15 protein-coding genes are annotated in these 18,247 nt (G+C 42.2%); 2 read left to right on the top strand and 13 right to left on the bottom strand.

The features are described 5' to 3' along the window. Positions 1–88: 88 nt before the first annotated feature. The 7 genes from DWV68_RS08020 to DWV68_RS07990 all read right to left on the bottom strand — a co-directional run bounded on the left by DWV68_RS08020 (position 89) and on the right by DWV68_RS07990 (position 9,215). Positions 89–556: a COG2426 family protein gene (locus DWV68_RS08020; RefSeq protein ID WP_022243405.1), complete on the bottom strand. Its 468-nt coding sequence runs from the start codon at positions 554–556 to the stop codon at positions 89–91. 20 nt (positions 557–576) lie between these two features. After that, on the bottom strand, positions 577–1,638 hold the full coding sequence (gene hisC / locus DWV68_RS08015) for a histidinol-phosphate transaminase (protein ID WP_118665445.1): 1,062 nt from the start codon (positions 1,636–1,638) through the stop codon (positions 577–579). A 55-nt stretch (positions 1,639–1,693) separates the two neighbouring features. After that, a complete protein-coding gene (locus tag DWV68_RS08010) occupies positions 1,694–2,893 on the bottom strand; it encodes a pyridoxal phosphate-dependent aminotransferase (protein WP_118665443.1) in 1,200 nt (399 codons plus the stop codon). A 59-nt stretch (positions 2,894–2,952) separates the two neighbouring features. Further along, positions 2,953–3,852, bottom strand: a complete 900-nt coding sequence (locus DWV68_RS08005; protein WP_118665441.1) for a DMT family transporter — start codon at positions 3,850–3,852, stop codon at positions 2,953–2,955. A 208-nt stretch (positions 3,853–4,060) separates the two neighbouring features. After that, positions 4,061–5,593, bottom strand: coding sequence for a UDP-glucose--hexose-1-phosphate uridylyltransferase (gene galT / locus DWV68_RS08000; RefSeq protein WP_118665439.1), 1,533 nt, complete (start codon positions 5,591–5,593; stop codon positions 4,061–4,063). Between the two features lie 17 nt (positions 5,594–5,610). Then, positions 5,611–6,777, bottom strand: coding sequence for a galactokinase (locus tag DWV68_RS07995; RefSeq protein ID WP_118665437.1), 1,167 nt, complete (start codon positions 6,775–6,777; stop codon positions 5,611–5,613). A gap of 590 nt (positions 6,778–7,367) precedes the next feature. Continuing rightward, positions 7,368–9,215, bottom strand: coding sequence for a peptidoglycan binding domain-containing protein (locus tag DWV68_RS07990; RefSeq protein ID WP_243089496.1), 1,848 nt, complete (start codon positions 9,213–9,215; stop codon positions 7,368–7,370). A 267-nt stretch (positions 9,216–9,482) separates the two neighbouring features. Between DWV68_RS07990 and DWV68_RS07985 the strand changes: the two genes are divergently transcribed. Beyond that, positions 9,483–10,181, top strand: a complete 699-nt coding sequence (locus DWV68_RS07985) for a phosphatase PAP2 family protein (protein WP_118665435.1) — start codon at positions 9,483–9,485, stop codon at positions 10,179–10,181. Positions 10,182–10,248: 67 nt separating this feature from the next. Here the strand turns inward: DWV68_RS07985 and DWV68_RS07980 are convergent, their stop codons facing one another. The 3 genes from DWV68_RS07980 to DWV68_RS07970 are packed head-to-tail and all read right to left on the bottom strand — an operon-like array spanning position 10,249 to position 13,806. Next, on the bottom strand, positions 10,249–12,171 hold the full coding sequence (locus DWV68_RS07980) for an NAD(+) synthase (RefSeq protein WP_118087724.1): 1,923 nt from the start codon (positions 12,169–12,171) through the stop codon (positions 10,249–10,251). Continuing rightward, positions 12,168–13,037, bottom strand: coding sequence for an Hsp33 family molecular chaperone HslO (gene hslO, locus DWV68_RS07975; RefSeq protein ID WP_022243396.1), 870 nt, complete (start codon positions 13,035–13,037; stop codon positions 12,168–12,170). Before hslO ends, DWV68_RS07980 begins: the two co-directional genes overlap by 4 nt. A gap of 19 nt (positions 13,038–13,056) precedes the next feature. Continuing rightward, complete coding sequence (locus tag DWV68_RS07970) at positions 13,057–13,806, bottom strand: class I SAM-dependent DNA methyltransferase (RefSeq protein WP_118087725.1); 750 nt, start codon at positions 13,804–13,806, stop codon at positions 13,057–13,059. A 135-nt stretch (positions 13,807–13,941) separates the two neighbouring features. Here DWV68_RS07970 and DWV68_RS07965 point away from each other — a divergent pair, with 135 nt between their 5' ends. Further along, the gene (locus DWV68_RS07965) at positions 13,942–14,985 is read left to right on the top strand and encodes a DUF6709 family protein (protein ID WP_118665433.1); all 1,044 of its coding nucleotides are present in this window, start codon (positions 13,942–13,944) and stop codon (positions 14,983–14,985) included. Positions 14,986–15,036: 51 nt separating this feature from the next. Here the strand turns inward: DWV68_RS07965 and ilvN are convergent, their stop codons facing one another. Genes ilvN through DWV68_RS07950 form a run of 3 tightly spaced genes read right to left on the bottom strand, consistent with a single transcriptional unit; the run spans position 15,037 to position 18,242 of the window. Beyond that, the gene (gene ilvN / locus DWV68_RS07960) at positions 15,037–15,534 is read right to left on the bottom strand and encodes an acetolactate synthase small subunit (RefSeq protein ID WP_117698016.1); all 498 of its coding nucleotides are present in this window, start codon (positions 15,532–15,534) and stop codon (positions 15,037–15,039) included. A gap of 13 nt (positions 15,535–15,547) precedes the next feature. Further along, positions 15,548–17,269, bottom strand: coding sequence for a biosynthetic-type acetolactate synthase large subunit (gene ilvB / locus DWV68_RS07955; protein WP_117947761.1), 1,722 nt, complete (start codon positions 17,267–17,269; stop codon positions 15,548–15,550). A gap of 13 nt (positions 17,270–17,282) precedes the next feature. Next, the gene (locus tag DWV68_RS07950; RefSeq protein WP_118665431.1) at positions 17,283–18,242 is read right to left on the bottom strand and encodes an AEC family transporter; all 960 of its coding nucleotides are present in this window, start codon (positions 18,240–18,242) and stop codon (positions 17,283–17,285) included. Positions 18,243–18,247 lie beyond the last annotated feature (5 nt).

Genomic DNA, 18,247 nt, shown 5'->3' with positions numbered 1-18,247 from the left:
TTTAAAAAGCACAGAATATATAGTAAATAACATTACTATACATGCTGTGCTTTTTATCACTTAGATATCCTTTTTACATTCCACTCTGTTAGCGAATCATAGAAAATGCACCAACACTGATTAACATCATAATTACACCAGCCAGCAATACGCCAAGCATCACTGCGATAACAGATGATTTAAAATCCATATCTAAGATGCTGGCTGCCAGAGTTCCTGTCCAGGCTCCGGTTCCCGGCACCGGGATTCCAACAAAGAGCAGTAATGCCAGGAATAATCCTCTTCCTGCCTTTGCCTGCAGCTTCTTACCACCCTTTTCACCTTTTTCCAGACACCAGCCGAAGAATTTTCCAATAACAGGCTTATCTGCACCCCAAATCAGTACTTTTCTTGCAAAAAAATAAATAAATGGTACCGGCAGCATATTTCCAATGATGGAAATAATATAAGATGGTATCAATGGAAGTCCAAAGCCCTGTGAAAATGGAATCGCTCCTCTCAGTTCAACCAGTGGTACCATGGAAACAAAAAATACAATCAGATAATGTAATAACATAATACTCCTTTCCTAACGAATTATGACTGTTTATAGTTTTTCAAAAACGTAATCAGCGTATCCATTTCTTCATCTGTACCAATGGTAATACGCAGGTAATTTGCAATCCGCTCCGGTTTGGAGAAATGACGGACATAAATGTCTTTCTTCTTCAAATCTTCAAACAGCCTCTCCATGGAAATCGTATCGTGGGTTACAAAGAGGAAGTTGCTCTTTGAATCATCCATCCGGTATCCCAGTGCCCGAAGTTCTTCCTTGGTACGCTCTCTCGTTGCAATAATCTTCTGTGTTGTCTCTTTAAAATAAGCTTCATCCAAAATAGCAGCCGTTCCCATTTCAATCGTAAGGGAATTTAAGGTGTAAGAATTAAATGAATATTTAACATCGTTCAAATATTTGATTAATTCAGGCTGTGCCATCGCATATCCAATCCGCATGCCTGCCATGGAACGGGATTTGCTAAAGGTCTGGACTACCAGCACATTGTCATATTTATCAATAAGCGGCAATGCAGACGTTCCACCAAAATCAATATATGCTTCATCCACAATAACAATGACATCCGGATTCTGTGCAATGATGCGTTCCACATCTTCTAACGGAAGCATCTTTCCTGTCGGTGCGTTTGGATTTGGGAATACAATTCCTCCGTTTTCCCCAGCATAATCCTCCGGGCGAATCGTAAAATTCCTATCCAGTGGAATCTGCTTATATGGAATACGGAATTCCTCTGCCCAGACATCATAGAAAGAATAAGTAATATCCGGAAACAGAATCGGACGATTAGAATTAAAAAATGTCATAAAGCACATGGCAAGTACATCATCTGAGCCAACGCCCACAAATACCTGATTGGAATTTAAACCATATCGTTCTGCAATTGCGTCCGTCAGTTTCTCAATCTTTGGATCCGGATAAAGACGCAGCCGGTCGGTATCAAAAGAGGTTAAAACATCCTTTACTCCCGGTGCCGGTGGATACGGATTCTCATTGGTATTCAGTTTTATCATTTTCTCTTTCTTCGGCTGTTCTCCCGGAACATACGGGATAACTTTGCGTATATTATTTTCCCATGCTTTCATGTCTTACTCCTTCTATCTGCTGCTTGATTTTATCATTCTTTCGTTTTCCGATTTTTTATTCTGCTGCCTTCAGTCCATACTCTGCTGCCAGCTTTGCAAATGCCTGCATGGAATTTACTACTGTCTCATAAGAAGTGCAGTATGCAAGACGTACATAACCGCCATAGCCGAAGGCACTTCCTTTTACCAGAATCAAATGGTATTTCTTCGCAGCTTCTACAAATTCTTCTTCCTTTGCGACCGGAGATTTCAGCCACAGATAAAATGCTCCCTGTGGTTTGATGCAGGTGAATCCAAGCTTCGTCAGTCCTTCATATAAAGCAATACGGTTGCGGTCATAAAATTCAAGATTGGTCTTTTCCTTTAAGCACTCTGCCACTGCTTTCTGAATGAGGGATGGTGCATTTACAAAGCCAAGAGTACGGTTTGATACGGTAATTCCCTCGATTAATTCTGCGGAATCTGCCGCTTCATCCGGCACTACCACATAACCGATCCGCTCGCCCGGAAGTGATAAAGATTTACTGAAGGAATATCCTACCAGCGTATCTTTATAATATTTCGTCAGGAAATTCTCCTGTACGCCGTCGTAAACCAGTTCACGGTATGGTTCATCGGAAATAAGATAAATATCGGTTCCAAATTCCTCTTCCTTCACAGTTAAAATTCTGGCAATCTCTTTTAAGGTTGCATCTGAATATACCACTCCGGTCGGGTTGTTCGGATTGTTGATGATAACCGCTCTTGTATCTTTTGTAATTTTTCGTTCAAAGTCTGCTAAATCCGGCATAAAATCTGCTTCATTTGGCATGACTTCCACAATCTTTGCATCGAAGTTTGCGGCATAGCTTTTATATTCACCAAAATACGGAGCAAATACCATAACTTCATTGCCCGGATCTAAAATCGTCTTAAAAATAATATTCAGACCGCCTGCTGCACCAACTGTCATAATCAGGTTCTTCCCATGGAAATTGGTTCCGAAGCGTTCATTTAAGTTCTCTGCAATTGCCTCCCTTACTTCCTCATAGCCTGCATTTGCCATATATCCATGCACCACAAGCGGGTCTTCTTTATCCAAAATATCATAAATTGCTGTCTTAATTTTTTCCGGTGCCGGTGTAGCCGGATTGCCAAGGCTGAAATCATACACATTTTCTGCCCCATATCTGGCAGCCATTTCTTTTCCTTCCATAAACATGGCACGAATTGCAGAGCTTCCTGCCATTGCCTGTTTTATCTTTTTTGACAACATATCTTATGCCTTCTTTCTCTTTCTATTCTGTTACAGTATAGCTGAGACTATCCGTAAAATCAATCTGTTTTCTTGTTTCCGATGGGAATCTGCGTGATAATAATTGCCACAAACATCAATACGCAGCCTAAAATTTCTTTTGGTGATAATACCTGTCCCAAGATCACCCAGCCAGCCAGTGCGGAAATCACGGATTCCAGGCTCATAATAAGGGATGCGATAACCGGGTTGATGCCTTTCTGTCCTACAATCTGCAAGGTGTAGCCAACGCCGCAAGAAAGAAGTCCCGCATACAACAAAGGCAGCCATGCCGCCTGAATATTGGAAATGTCCGGTGTCTCTGTAAACAGCATTCCTACTGCTGAAAGTACTCCGCATACAAAAAACTGTATACAGGACATTTTTACACCGCCTACCTTCGGTGAAAAATAATCAACCACCAGTATATGAAAGGAAAATGCCAGTGCACATAAAAGAAGCATGATGTCTGCCCGCTCAATGGTAAAACTGCCGTCCTTCATACAAAGCAGATACATTCCCACAACTGCCAGTGCTACACAAAACCACAGCTTGATTCCCGGACGCTTTCCAATAAAGATGCCGATAACCGGAATCATCACAATATACAACGCCGTAAAAAAGCCAGATTTACCAACGCTTGCTTCCATAATGCCAAACTGCTGCAGATTGGATGCAATGCAAAGAATTACACCACAGGCAATTCCGCCTGTCCACAAAGTCTTTTTATCCTCTTTTTCCTGATTTTCTGCTCCTGTCTCTTTCTTTTTCTTTAAAACCAGAATAACCGGGATTAGCACTAGTCCCCCCAGAACGCATCGGATTGCGTTAAAGGTAAAGGGACCAATATATTCCATGCCCACGCTCTGGGCTACAAAAGCAACGCCCCAGATGGTTGCGGTCAATAATAATATCAAAGAACTCTTTATCTGCTGTTTCATAAAATCTCCATTCTGTCCTTATTCTTTTGCATAATTTATCATATTGCTCTTATATTAATGCATTTCTTTCCTTCTTGCAAGAGTCATAACATACAACAAAGAGCATCAAAGGCGGTGCTTTTCATCCTTCCCATTGGATGACACCTTATGCCAATGATGCTCTTTTCTTATGTCAACCAGAATCCCACTCCCGGATAAACATCTTTTTCTATTTATTTACCGTGTCAATAAAGCGTAAGAATGCTTCTCTTCCTTCTTCAGTGCATTTGTATACACCGGCATCCAGAAGAACTTCACGGAATACCAGTCCGATTTCCTTTCGGATAATCCCGTCGATATTTTCTTCCGTAATGCTCTCATATTTTGGCAAAAATTCCTCTACCCAGTCTGCATGCTTACTTAAAACTTCATTGCTCCGTAAATCAGCCCCGGAAAGAATTGCCGTCTTAAGCTGTGCCATCTCGTCCTTCAGACGTGCCGGCAGCACTGCCAGACCCATTACCTCGATTAAGCCGATATTTTCCTTCTTAATATGATGAAGCTTCGCATGCGGATGATATACGCCCAGCGGATGCTCCTTTGTTGTAATATTATTACGAAGCACTAAATCCAGTTCGTAATTATTGCCTCGTTTTCTTGCAATTGGCGTAATGGTATTATGTGGCTCCCCGTCTGTTTCTGCAAAAATAAATGCTGCCTCATCCGTATAGCCACGCCAAGTCAGAAGTATTTTATCCGCCAGCTCAATCAGCCGTTCTGTATCCGGTGCGGACAGGCGGATAACTGACATCGGCCATTTTACAATTCCGGCTTTCACATCTTCAAAGCCCGCAAAGGTAATCTCTTTTTCCAGCGGTGCCTTTGCCATGGCAAATTCATAATGTCCACCCTGAAAATGGTCATGGCTTAAAATCGAACCTCCTACAATCGGCAGGTCTGCATTGGAGCCAACGAAATAATGCGGAAACTGTTTTACAAAATCCAGCAGTTTTCCAAAGGTTGCCTTCTCGATTTTCATCGGTGTATGCTTTCCATTAAACACGATGCAGTGCTCATTATAGTACACATAAGGAGAATACTGTAAGAACCAGTCACTATGATTGATGGTTACCGGAATAATACGGTGATTCTGTCTTGCCGGATGGTTGACTCTTCCTGCATAACCTTCATTTTCCTTACATAAAAGGCATTTCGGATAGCCGCTCTGTTTTGCCAGCTTTGCAGCTGCAATGGCTTTCGGGTCCTTTTCCGGCTTGGATAAGTTAATTGTAATATCCAGTTCACCAAACTCCGTCTCTGCGGTCCATTTCATATCACGTCTGATACGGTATCTGCGGATATAATTGCTGTCCTGGCTGAGAGTATAATAATAATCTGTTGCCGCCTTTGCATCCTTCTCATAAAGGCTCTGAAATTTATGAATTACTTCACCTGGTCTTGGCATCAGCATTCCCATGATTTTCGTATCAAATAAATCTCGGTATACTACGCTGTTTTCCTTTAAAATACCATTTTCATAAGCATAATCCAGCAGACGGTTTAATAATTCTTCCAGACTCTCTTCTGCTTCTTCTCTGCTCATCGGAGTCCGTGACTGATAAGCTGCCACAGCGTCCTCATCTAATTCTTCTAATTCAAACAATTCCAGTAGGCGGTTGATGGTAAATCTTTCATCTTCCTTCGGAACCAGTCCGGTTACCATGCCATATTCTGTTAATTTTAAGATATCTTCACAAATCATGACTTACCTCCTGTTTCTTATGCCAGTCTGGATGGACCGTCTCCAATTTCTACTACATAGAAATCTGCGCTGTATCCAATTTTCTTTTCATAGGCACTGCCTACTGCTTCAATAAAATGCTCTACCGCTTCATCCTTTACAATACTGACGGTGCATCCGCCAAAGCCTGCACCTGTCATACGGGATCCAATGACTCCATCCACCTTCCAGGCTTCTTCTACTAAGGTATCCAGTTCAATTCCGGTTACTTCATAATCATCCCTTAAGGATACATGGGATGCATTCATCAGCTTTCCAAAGGTTTCCACATCATTTTCTTTCAAGGCTTCCACCGCTTTTAAGGTTCTCTGGTTCTCATATACCGCATGCTTTGCCCGACGCATACGGACCTCACTTCCGATGGCTCCCTTATATTCTTCAAACTGTTCCTCAGACAATTCACCAAGACTCTTGATGTCCACCACCTTCTGTAATTCTGCCAGTGCTTCCTCACACTCTGCACGACGTTCATTATATTTCGAATCACCCAGACCACGCTTCTTATTGCTGCAGGAAATTACAATTTTAGCATCTTTTAAACGAACCGGCGCATATTCATATTTTAAAGTAGCCGTGTCTAAGAAAATCGCATGCTCTGCTTTTCCCATGGCAATGGCAAACTGATCCATGATGCCACAGTTCACACCATTGAATTTATTCTCTGAAAACTGTCCGATTAAAGCCAGATCCTGATTCGTTACACCAAATCCGAATAAGTCCTTTAAGATATATCCGGTCAGCACCTCAACAGATGCAGAAGAAGAAAGTCCAGAACCATTCGGGATATTTCCAAATAATAACAAATCCAGTCCGGTATCTACCTGCATGCCCTTTTCTCCAAATGCCCAGATAACACCCTTCGGATAATTTGTCCATTCTGCTTCTTTCTCCGGCTTCAAGCCTTCAATGGAAGATTCCAGCACACCAAGCTGTTCAAAATTCATGGAATAAAATCTCAGTTTCTTATCGGCACGTTTTCTTGCCACGCCATAAGTTCCAATGGTCAGTGCACATGGAAATACATGACCTCCGTTGTAATCCGTATGCTCTCCAATCAGATTCACACGTCCCGGTGCAAAATACACACGGATGTCTCCTTCATCCCCAAATAATTCCTTAAACCTTGTCAAAACCTGCTCCTTCATCAATACATTCTCCTTTCGATTTATTTTCATCCGTTCCTGTTATCCGGCACATTTTCACAGGATATTATTCATCTGTCTTTGTGCTCGTCAGCAACATAATTTATATTTTTTACTTCTTGATAATATTATACTATGTGCCTTGTTTCTTTGCAATATTGCTGTTCTAGTCTGCAACATCTCAATTGCTATTTGGCAACATTTTTCCATATGCAAGATAAGGATTTATAAATAACTGTGAAAATATAAAAGCACCAGTCTCTGACTGAATGAATAAGATACGAGAGAGAGCTGTAAGGGACATTAGAAATTCGATAAAAGCGTATCTGCTTCTGGCAACCGGCGCAAATTCACATCCATGTTCATCTGCGCCTCGCCGGTACATCCCTGTACCGGCGTTGCCTGTTTCCGAACGAATTTCATAAGTCCCTAACAGCCCTCCCTCATGTATCTGCAATCATCCAGGCAGAGGCTGGTGTTATTTCTATTACATTTCTATTTTCAATTTTATTTCCGACGTCCCATGTAGGCATACATCTTATCGGAAGCAAATCACAGGAGCAGGAGCGATATTCTCTTTCCCTGCTTTTATTTTACAAGGCTGCTTCAGCGGCTGCCAGCTTGTCCAGTGCACTCTGCGGTACCTTCGCTTTTGCGCCCTCGCTTAAGGCATTATAGGCATTTCTTGCATTGGCTACTGCTGCTGCATCTGTGGCAGTTATCGTATCCGGCAATGCCATGATTGTATTCGTTACATTCTGTGCATCGATACTTTCCTGATTCTGCAATTCCTGCAGTGCCTGTTCATACTGCAACTGTGACAGAGCTGACTCAGCTGCTGTCAGCACATTCAGATTCTTTACATATGCTTTGGCGCTGTCAGATAAAGCATCGTATTGGGAACGGACAGACGCAATGGTTCCTGCGGAGTCCAGAGTTACTGTTCCAATAGATGTAATTGCCTCATCTACTGCAGATGCTGCATCCATATCCTTGCCCTTCTGGCTCTCAGTTCCCGGCAGTTCATAAACAAGTACCGGATAACCAGCTTCTATATTTTCATAAATTGTTTTTGCTGCACTGTATGGAAGATTGATACATCCATGTGAACCGCTTCTTTTATAAATTGTTCCACCAAAAGTACTTCTCCAGCTGGCATCATGCATTCCAACACCACCGTTAAACGGCATCCAGAAAGATACCGGAGACTCATAATCTTCGCCGCGAAGCACCGCATCCTTTGCCTTATAAGTAACACCAAAAGAGCCGGACGGCGTTCCATGATTCTTTGCAAGGTTACCGGAGACAAAATCAGATTCTACCACCAGTGATCCGTTCTTATAGAAAAACAAATGCTGTGCGGTCAGATTGATTTCCACATATGTATTACCATAGTCATTCTCACCATGGCTGTTAGCCGTCTGGGAATAAACCGGCTCTCTTTTTACATCCTTACCGGCTTTCAAATCCTCCAGTATCATTTCCTTTTCAGCTGCATTATCTACCCACCATCCGTAATTTCCACCATAAATTGTCACTGTCTGTCCATAAGAGGTATCCAGTGTCCGGTTTCCATAGGCGGTATTATAATTTTTTGCCATAGCTTTTACATAAGCGCTCAATGCCTCATCATCTACAGACACATTGAAATCATCATCCACAGAAAGCCAGGTACTGATGGTTTCTCCATCCAAAACCACATCATCCTTGCCTTCTGCCTGATAGGTAATCTTCATCTGGGTATATTTATTCAAGGTATCCAAGGCATCCTGAAATACATCATCCTCTTCTTTCACCTTAGGGTCTTCATAACAGCCTTCCCCGGAAAGGTCAAATTCCGGCTGCATTTTATCCAAGGCTTCTTTGATTTTCTCCGTAAATGCATCCTTATCGATTTTTGTTCCATATACCTCCGGCTGCACTTCATAGCCATCCTTTGTATAATCCTTAATCTGTGCATTTTCGGAATCCGTCCATTTGCTTTCATCCATACAGGACAAATTATCCAGAACATCCTTCAATTTTTCTTCATCAAAAGATATCATGGTCTCCACTTCGTATTTCCGTGGAGAAATAAGATAGTACGGCCATGCAAATCCATTCTGCTTCTTTAAAAGCTCTTTTACCTGCTTATCAAATACCGGCTCCATATCAATGTCTGTTCCATTGATGCTCTCTGTCTTATCCTCACGCTCCACCAGCTTCATCTCATACCTGGATGCCTGCTTCGTAATCTTCTTTTCCACACCACTGGTTGAGGAAGCGGATACCCCCACATTATTTATCGTGGTACGAAATGCAAAATGGCTCTGAAAAAACAGTGCCAGTACCAGATAAATCACAACTAATATTCCTACAGGAATTCCGATTACACAAAGGAGTTTTTTTCTGCTCATTTTTTCCTTCGCAGTTTCCTGCTGTTTCTCGTCATTCTTCTTCATATCCCTTAACCTTTCTATTTTGCTAGTTTCCATTATAGTTGACCGTTTTTCTTTGTCAATGAAATCCCGCATTTGTAATATTTATTTAAAAAATGAAATACATTTTCTTGTATTCTTGCACAATGAAAATGTTCCTTTTCCATTAAAATCTTAAGAATTCCATAAAAATTATTAAATTCAATTTTATAGCATTGTTTTTTAAAAAATGCTGTGCTAGAATTCCAAAATAGAAGTAGTATTCTTACATTAAAGAAGGGGAATCCGATATTGAAAAAAGATAACTTTAAGCAAAATCTCAAAGCATTTTTTCAAAAATATAAGCACGCATGGGTTCTGCTGTATGTATTCATATATTTTCCATGGTTTGCCTATCTGGAAAAACATGTGACTTCAAATTTCAACGTAATACATACTGCACTGGATGATAAAATCCCATTTATAGAATTTTTCATCGTACCATATATGTTATGGTTTGGATATGTCGCATATGCGGTTCTTTACTTTTTCTTCAAAAATAAAGAAGATTATTACCGGCTCTGTACATTCCTGTTTGTGGGAATGACCGTATTTCTGGTAGTATCCAGCCTCTATCCAAACGGACATTATCTCCGCCCGCATTCCTTTGAGCATGACAATGTCTTCACCCATATGGTAGCCTGGCTTTATGCAACCGATACACCGACAAACCTGTTTCCAAGTATTCATGTTTATAATTCGCTCGGTGTTCACATTGCAATCTGTAGCAGTAAAGAATTTAAGAACCGTCCGAAGTTAAAGCTGGCTTCTTTCATTCTTATGGCCAGCATTATTCTTGCAACCATGTTCTTAAAACAGCATTCTGTATTTGATGTGGTTACTGCATTTGTAATGGCTGCTGTCATGTACTCTTTCGTCTACGGCAGGAACTTTGCTTTCGGCCGCAGCAAGGCAAAAGAATCTTTTGAAAAACAACTTAAGCACATATAGTTTTTATAAAAGAACTGCCGCTCCATTTTGAGCAGCAGTTCTTTTCTCGTAGTTCATTTTTCACATTTTATTCCAGATGTTCGATTTCATCCATCCAGATACGTGCCGATGCATCACTTGGCATTCGCAAATCACCTCTTGGTGATACTGCTACCGTACCGACCTTTGGTCCATCCGGCAGACAGGAACGTTTAAACTGCTGTGAGAAGAAACGGCGGTAGAAGGTCTTTAACCATTTCAAAATCACCGCATTGTCGTACTGCCCCGCAAATGCCACCTGTGCCAGACGATATATTTTTGCCGGAGCAAAGCCAAATCGCATCACATAATATAAATAGAAATCATGCAGTTCATACGGTCCTACAATATCCTCTGTCTTCTGGGCGATTTTTCCATTTTCCGGCGGAAGCAGTTCCGGGCTGACCGGTGTATCTAAGACATCATACAGCACAGTTGAAAGTTCCTTATTTCCACAGGTGTCCGCATAGTAGTGTACCAGATGACGCACCAGAGTCTTTGGTACGGATGCATTCACTCCATACATGGACATATGGTCACCGTTATAGGTAGCCCAGCCCAATGCCAGCTCTGACATATCTCCGGTTCCGATTACCATACCATTATTCTTATTGGCAATGTCCATCAGAATCTGGGTACGTTCCCTTGCCTGTCCATTTTCATAAGTGACATCATGTACGCTCTCATCCTGACCAATATCCCGGAAATGAATGCGTACTGCTTCTTTGATATCTACTTCTATCAGCTTTGCGCCAAGACAGCGAATGAGACTTAATGCATTCTCATAGGTACGGTCAGTGGTTCCAAAGCCCGGCATGGTAACTGCATATATCTGCTCTCTCGGAAGCTTCAGCCGGTCAAACGCCTGTACCGTAACCAGAAGTGCCAGTGTGGAATCCAGTCCACCGGAAATGCCTACCACTGCGCATTTACATCTGGTATGCTCTAACCGTTTCTTAAGTCCCATGGACTGAATAGCTAAAATCTCTTCACAACGTTTATCACGCTTGCCCTTATTGCCCGGAACGAATGGCGCCGGATCCACAAAACGGCTCAGTGTGGTATCTGATTTATCAATAAAGAAAGAAAATCTAAGATAATCCTCGCTTCTGCTGCCTGCTGCAAAAGTGCTCATTCTCCGTCTTTCGGATACCAGACGTTCCATATCAATTTCAGAATATACCGTCTCATTGGTAAAACGTTCGGATTCTGCTAAAACCGCTCCGTTTTCTGCAATGATATTATGCCCGGAATATACTACATCCTGTGTGGATTCTCCATCTCCGGCACTGACATAGACATAGCCACAGAGCAGGCGGGCAGACTGTCCTGCAACAAGCTCTCTCCGGTAAATATCCTTTCCGGTTGTCTCATCACTGGCTGAAAGATTTACGATTAAAGTTGCTCCTGCCAGAGCATGGGAAATACTCGGTGGGTTCGGTGTCCAGACATCCTCGCAGATTTCCACACCGATTACCAGCTCCGGCAATACATCATCACACTGGAACAAAATGTGGCTTCCCATCGGTACATGATAAGCCGGTGCAATATCTACACCCTCTGCTTCTTCTTTTCCCGGAGTAAAGTATCTTGCTTCATAGAATTCATTGTAATTTGGAATATGGGTCTTTGGCACGATGCCGATAATCTCGCCTTTGTTTAAAGCTGCTGCCACATTATAAAGCTTGCCTTCATGCATCAGGGGCAGACCAACAAATACAACGGCATCCAAAGCACCGAGTTCCTTTGCCAGCCATACAAGCCGCTCCCTTGCACTTCTTAATAAAGTCTCCTGTAAAAATAAATCTCCACAGGTATATCCGGTAATGCAAAGCTCCGGGCACACAATGACTTTGGCTCCGTTTGCTGCTGCTTCCATTACTGCTGCTTTTATTCGAATGGTATTTTCTACCGGGTCAGCAACTACTACTTTTGGTGTTACTGCTGCTACTTTGATAAATCCATCTCTCATTTTCTTATCTCCCTTAAATCATCCGGACTGAATACATAATTCTCATTACAGAAATGACATTTTACTTCAATCGGTTCTTCATCCTTGATTAAATCATCCAAATCTTTCTTGCTTAAGCTTGCCAGTGCTTTTGCCACACGTTCTTTGGAACAGTCACAGTGGAAAGCAACCGGCATCGTATCATTGATTTCAAGCTTCATCTCTCCTAAGATTTCCTCTAAAATCATTTCCGGTGTCATACCCTTTTCCAACATTTCTGTTACGGATGCTATCTGTGCGATTTTCTGCTCTAATGCATCAATGACTGCATCCTCTGTAAACGGCATCAGCTGAATGATAAACCCGCCTGCCTGACGCACTGTATTGTCCTTATTCATGAGAACTCCTAAACCCACGGAAGATGGTACCTGCTCGGATACTGCAAAATAATAGGTTAAATCCTCTGCGATTTCACCGGTCTGAAGCTCTGTCTGTCCCACATACGGATCTTTTAATCCCATGTCTTTTATGACACTTAAAACACCATTTCCAATGGCTCCGCCTACATTTAATTTACCGGCTGCATTGGGTGGCAATATCACGTCTGCCACGCCCGGATAGCCTTTTACACCCCCGTTAGCATTGGCAGTTACCGTAAGGCCATGCATCGGACCATCGCCCTGAATCTGCAGGGTCAGAAGGTCTTTTTCTCCCTTCATCATGCTGCCCATCATTGCTGCTGCGCTCATGGCACGTCCTAATGCTGCTGTTACAATCGGGCTGCTGTTATGACGGACTCTTGCTTCCTCCGTCATCTCTTTTGATGTAATCGCAAATGCACGAATCTGTCCATCTGCGGCTGTTGCTCTCACCATATAATCTGACATTTTTTCTTCCTCTTTCTTCTTATTTCCCCTGTTCTCTTGCGATGATATAAATCCGTTCACTGCAGGCTGTCGGTTCTTTTCCCGTCTCTACGTCAAAGACACCTTCCCATTTCATACCGGCTTCTTCGATTAATTTTCGTACGGTTTCTATCTCATACGCCCGCTGAAAATGTGTTTCTTCATATCTCTGGAACAAATCATCCTCTTCTTTGATAAAAAGTGTTAAATCATACTGATTGACCTGTTCCTCCGGGTCATAATAATTTTCCCAGATAAAGCTGCTGTCCTCTCTGGTCTCGCAGAAGCTGTTGTCTCCTAAGAGTTCCTCATATTTATATCTGGTATTCATATCGAAAATAAAGATTCCGCCCGGGTCGAGATAATTATTGACCAGGGAAAATACCTGTCTTAAATCCTCTTCTGACATGATATAATTCATGGAATCGCAGACGCTTACTACCGCACGGATGGTTCCATACAATTCAAACTCCCGCATATCCTGAAGAAGATACAGTATCTCTGTATTTTCCATGGTATATTCTCTGGCTACCGAGAGCATTTCCTCAGAATTGTCCACACCAATCATATCATAACCTTCTGCTGCTAAAAGCCTCGTCATCCTTCCGGTTCCACAGCCAAGTTCCAAAAGCAGACCATCGTTTATCCCCTCTGCTTTTAATATGTCCACCAGATATTTTTTCCATGCTTCGTAAGGGACATTGTCCATAAAAGTATCATAAACTGTTGCAAATTCTGTATATGCTTCCACACAACCACTCTTTCTGTCCTATTCTTCTGTAATACTAACAATTTTCCCTGATAAAAGCAAGTAGTCGCTCCCTAAGGCTTGATTATTTTTCCCTAAAACTTTATACTTAAAATCATAACACTACTGGGAGGAATTATGACAAACCAATTAGACCACTATATATCCAACCACATCAAAAGTCTTTACCGGCATAAGCTTTTTTCGCCGATTCTATATATGATACTGTTGATTGTTCTTTGGATTATCTTTCCCATCGGCACCATCTTAAGTCCGAAGGTTATCAACGAAAAAACTTCTCTTGATAAATTATATAAAGAGAATGACCGGTATGTCAGTATTACGCTGACGGATTTAAAATTTACCGGATACACACAGGAAGTCTTAGGGCAGACCCATGGATATTACTACTATACGATTCAGGATGGGTGCTGTAATATCGTACTGCTCTCTCCGAAGACCAGCGAAGAAGGACTTCCGAATATTAACAAAGTAACCGTTCATGCCAAAATCCAGACCGCAACAAAATCCTACCATACCCTGCTTTCTAAAATTGCAGCAGATTTGAACTGGACAGACAGCGGTATTTACGGAGAAAGCTCCTCCTATTATATCAGTGAGCCCGGTTTCCGTTACGGCTTCAGTATCTTTCTGATCCTGCTTTTTGCATGCAGTGGACTTTATGCCATTTTCAGTATCATATGTTATTTTGTATACATTCATTTTCCATGGCTGTCACCGCCCTGCCAGCAGCTTGCCCGGTTCGGTTCTCCGAAGACTCTTCTTATGCAGGCAGAAGAAGAACTGGCGACACTGCCACAGCTGGCTACGGAAGATATGTTTATTACCGAGCATTTCTTTATTGAAATCTCTACGGATGGAATTGCCTTTGTTCCGATTCAGGAAATCATCTGGCTTTATAAACATTCCACCCTGCACAAGTTCTTCTGGTACCATTTCAGTATCTCCTATACGCTGTGTATCTCTGCGAAAAAGCACTTATACATCCAGTGTCCGAAGAACTTAAAATCCGATATCGACGGTATCATCGACTACTTAGCAGAAGCAAATCATAATATTCTTGTAGGCTTCAACGAAAAGAACCGCCTGAAGGTACAGGAAATTCAGGGAACACCATTGCAGTTTGAGAAGTTTATTGCACTGTTGAAAAAAAGATTATAAAAAATATGGGAATTCCGCATTACGGACTTCCCATATTCCCGGTATTTAATATTACCGGCAGGATGTGCTGATTGATTCAATGGCTACTGCCCCGCCACGCACTACTTCGATGGTCCTGAAGCGGCGTTTTAAAAGAGCTATCAGTTCATTGTTGCGGCGTTCTGTCAGCTTGCACTCTAACAATACGCTGTCTTCCCCAATATCTGCCACATCTACTTTAAAGGTTGTTGCAATCTGAAATACCTCCGCTTTATCTTCCACGCTGCAATGCAGCACTTTTGCAAAAAGAATCTCTTTCATATGGATTGGTACATTGGTTAAATCAATTACCTTAATGACCTCTACCATACTGTTTAACTGCTTCTTAATCTGTTCAAATGTAATATCATCACTGGTTACACAGATTGTCATACGGGACACACTCTCATCTTCCGTGGTTCCTACGGTAAGACTCTGGAGGTTATAGGATTTGCCGGAAAAAAGTCCGGAAACCTTCGCCAGTACACCAACCTGGTTTTCTACATATAATGCAATCCATCTGTTTTTCATACCAACGTTCCTCCTATTTCAAAATCATCTGGCTCATTGCAGTTCCACTCTTAACCATCGGAAGTACAATGTCCTCTGTTGCAATCATAAATTCTATTACGGTAGAAGTCTTTTTATTCTTCTTTGCCTCTTCGAAGGCTGCATTCATTTCTTCGGTGTTCGTTACACGAATACCCTTTGCGCCATAGCTTTCTGCCCATTTCACAAAATCCGGTTCATATACCGGACAGTCTTTTCCCGGTCCCTTACAGTTGTTCGGACATTCCTTATGCTGACGCAGGCAGGTTGCAGAATAACGTTTTCCGTAGAAAAGCTGCTGCTGCTGGCGAACCATGCCAAGATAAAAATTATTTAAAATGCAGACAATTACCGGTGCATCCTGGCATACTGCAGTTGCCATTTCCTGCATATTCATCTGAAATCCACCATCTCCGGTGATACAGATAACCTCTTTTTCCGGACAGCCGATTTTTGCTCCGACTGCTGCCGGGAATCCAAAGCCCATTGTTCCAAGGCCCCCTGATGTAATAAAGGTTCCGCCACGTTCCATCTCAAGATACTGGGTTGCCCACATCTGATGCTGCCCAACATCTGTTGCAATAATGGCTCCTTTGAAATGCTCATTGATTCCTTCCATAATCATCTGTGGGGAAAGTCCCTTATCTCTTCGCATTTCCAGAGGATTTTCTTTGTTCCATTCCTCAATGCGGGCTATCCAGGCTGTTGTTTTCTTCGGTTCTGCCCACTCTGATAATTTTTCCAGTGCGGTTCTTGCATCTGCTACTACCGGTACATCCACCACAACATTTCTGGAAATGGATGCTGTATCCACATCCACATGAACAATTTTTGCCTTTGGCGCAAACTCATTCAAATCGCCGGTAATGCGGTCATTGAATCTTGTTCCGATGGAGAATAATACATCACACTCAGAAACTGCCATATTGGCTGCATATCTTCCATGCATACCGCAGTTTCCCATATAATAAGGATTGGATGTGCCAATGGCTCCTTTTCCCATAATGGTAGTAACAACCGGCACCTGCATTTTAGTAACAAATTCATCAAAAATATCATTGGCACGGGCAATGTTGATTCCGCCTCCGGCAAGAATCAATGGTTTCTTGGCACTCTTTAAAAGCTTATATGCCTTTTTCAACTGTCCGATATGTACGCCTTCATTTGGCTTGTAACCACGAATCTGCACACTCTTTGGATAATCGGATGGTCCACTCTCTAACTGGATATCCTTTGGGATATCCACAAGAACCGGTCCCGGTTTTCCGGTGGTTGCAATGTGAAATGCCATGCGGATTATTTTTCCCAAATCTTTTCTGTCCCGAACGGTTACGCCGTATTTTGTTATGGAACGGGTCATTCCTACAATATCAACCTCCTGAAAGGCATCATTTCCAATCAACGGAAGTGGCACCTGACCGGTAATACAGACAAGCGGAATGCTGTCAAAATGCGCATCTGCGAGTCCTGTAATAATATTGGTGGCACCCGGTCCGCTGGTTACCAGGCATACGCCTGGCTTTCCGGTAGCTCTCGCATATCCTTCTGCCTCATGAATCAGTCCCTGCTCATGTCTGGGAAGCACCAGGTGAATATCATCCTGTTTATATAATTCATCAAAAAGGTCGGTGACCATTCCGCCCGGATAGCCAAATATGGTATCCACGCCTTCTTCCATCATCGCCTTTACAAATAATTTTCTTCCTGTAATATCCATCTAACGTCCTCCTCTATATCAATCCCATGGTCTTAAGGATAAAAATCCAGCCAGTTAAGGTAAATGCTCCTAAAAGTGTCGTCGTCACAATAATACTTGCCGTCAGCACACCATCATTTTTCATGTTCTTTGCCATAATATAGCAGCTCGGTGTCGTCGGTGATGCAAGCATAATCAGAATTGCAATCATTTTTTCTCCAGTAAATCCCAAGGCTGCTGCCACCGGAAGTAGTAAAAGCGGCTGTATCACAAGCTTGATTGCAGATGCTGCAAGGGTCGGTCTGATTTTTGCCAGGGCTTTTCTTCCCTCAAAGCCTGCACCCAGTGCAATCAACGCCAGTGGTGTTGCCATCTTTGCCACATTCTCAATGGTCTTATCTACCATGGCAGGAAAATCAAGGGACAATAATGCTGCCACCATACCAAAGGCAATTCCAAGGATAATCGGATTCTTTAATATGTTAAGAAATGCTTTCTTGATTCTGCCACCATGTGCGCTGTCCTTGTCTTCACCATCTTCATTGGCTTCAAAGGTCAGTACAATAACAGAAAAAATATTATAAAGCGGTACTGCCCCGATAATCATCAATGGTCCCATGGCAGAACTGCCATAAATATTTTCAATAAAGGCAAGTCCCATGACTGCGGCACTGCTCCGGAAGGAGCTTTGCACAAATGCACCACGGATGGATTTATCCTTTACAAAAAGCTTTGTGGCTCCCCAGATTACCCAGAAACAGGCGGTACTTGCCAGTGCACAGAACAGCACATATTTTAAGTCAAATATTTCCCGGATATTCACGGTAGAAATATCCCGGAAAAGCATAAATGGCAATGTCACTTTAAAATTAAACTTGTTTGCCACCGTCACGAAATTATCATTGAGCATACCAAACTGTTTAAGAACGTAACCAATTACCATCACTAAAAAAATCGGCATGGTGGTATTTAAACTGAAAATCAGATTATTCATTTCCT

Source organism: Roseburia sp. AF12-17LB (genome assembly GCF_003479605.1).
Taxonomy (GTDB): Bacteria; Bacillota; Clostridia; order Lachnospirales; family Lachnospiraceae; genus Roseburia_C; species Roseburia_C amylophila.
This window is presented reverse-complemented; position numbering and strand designations above follow the sequence as displayed.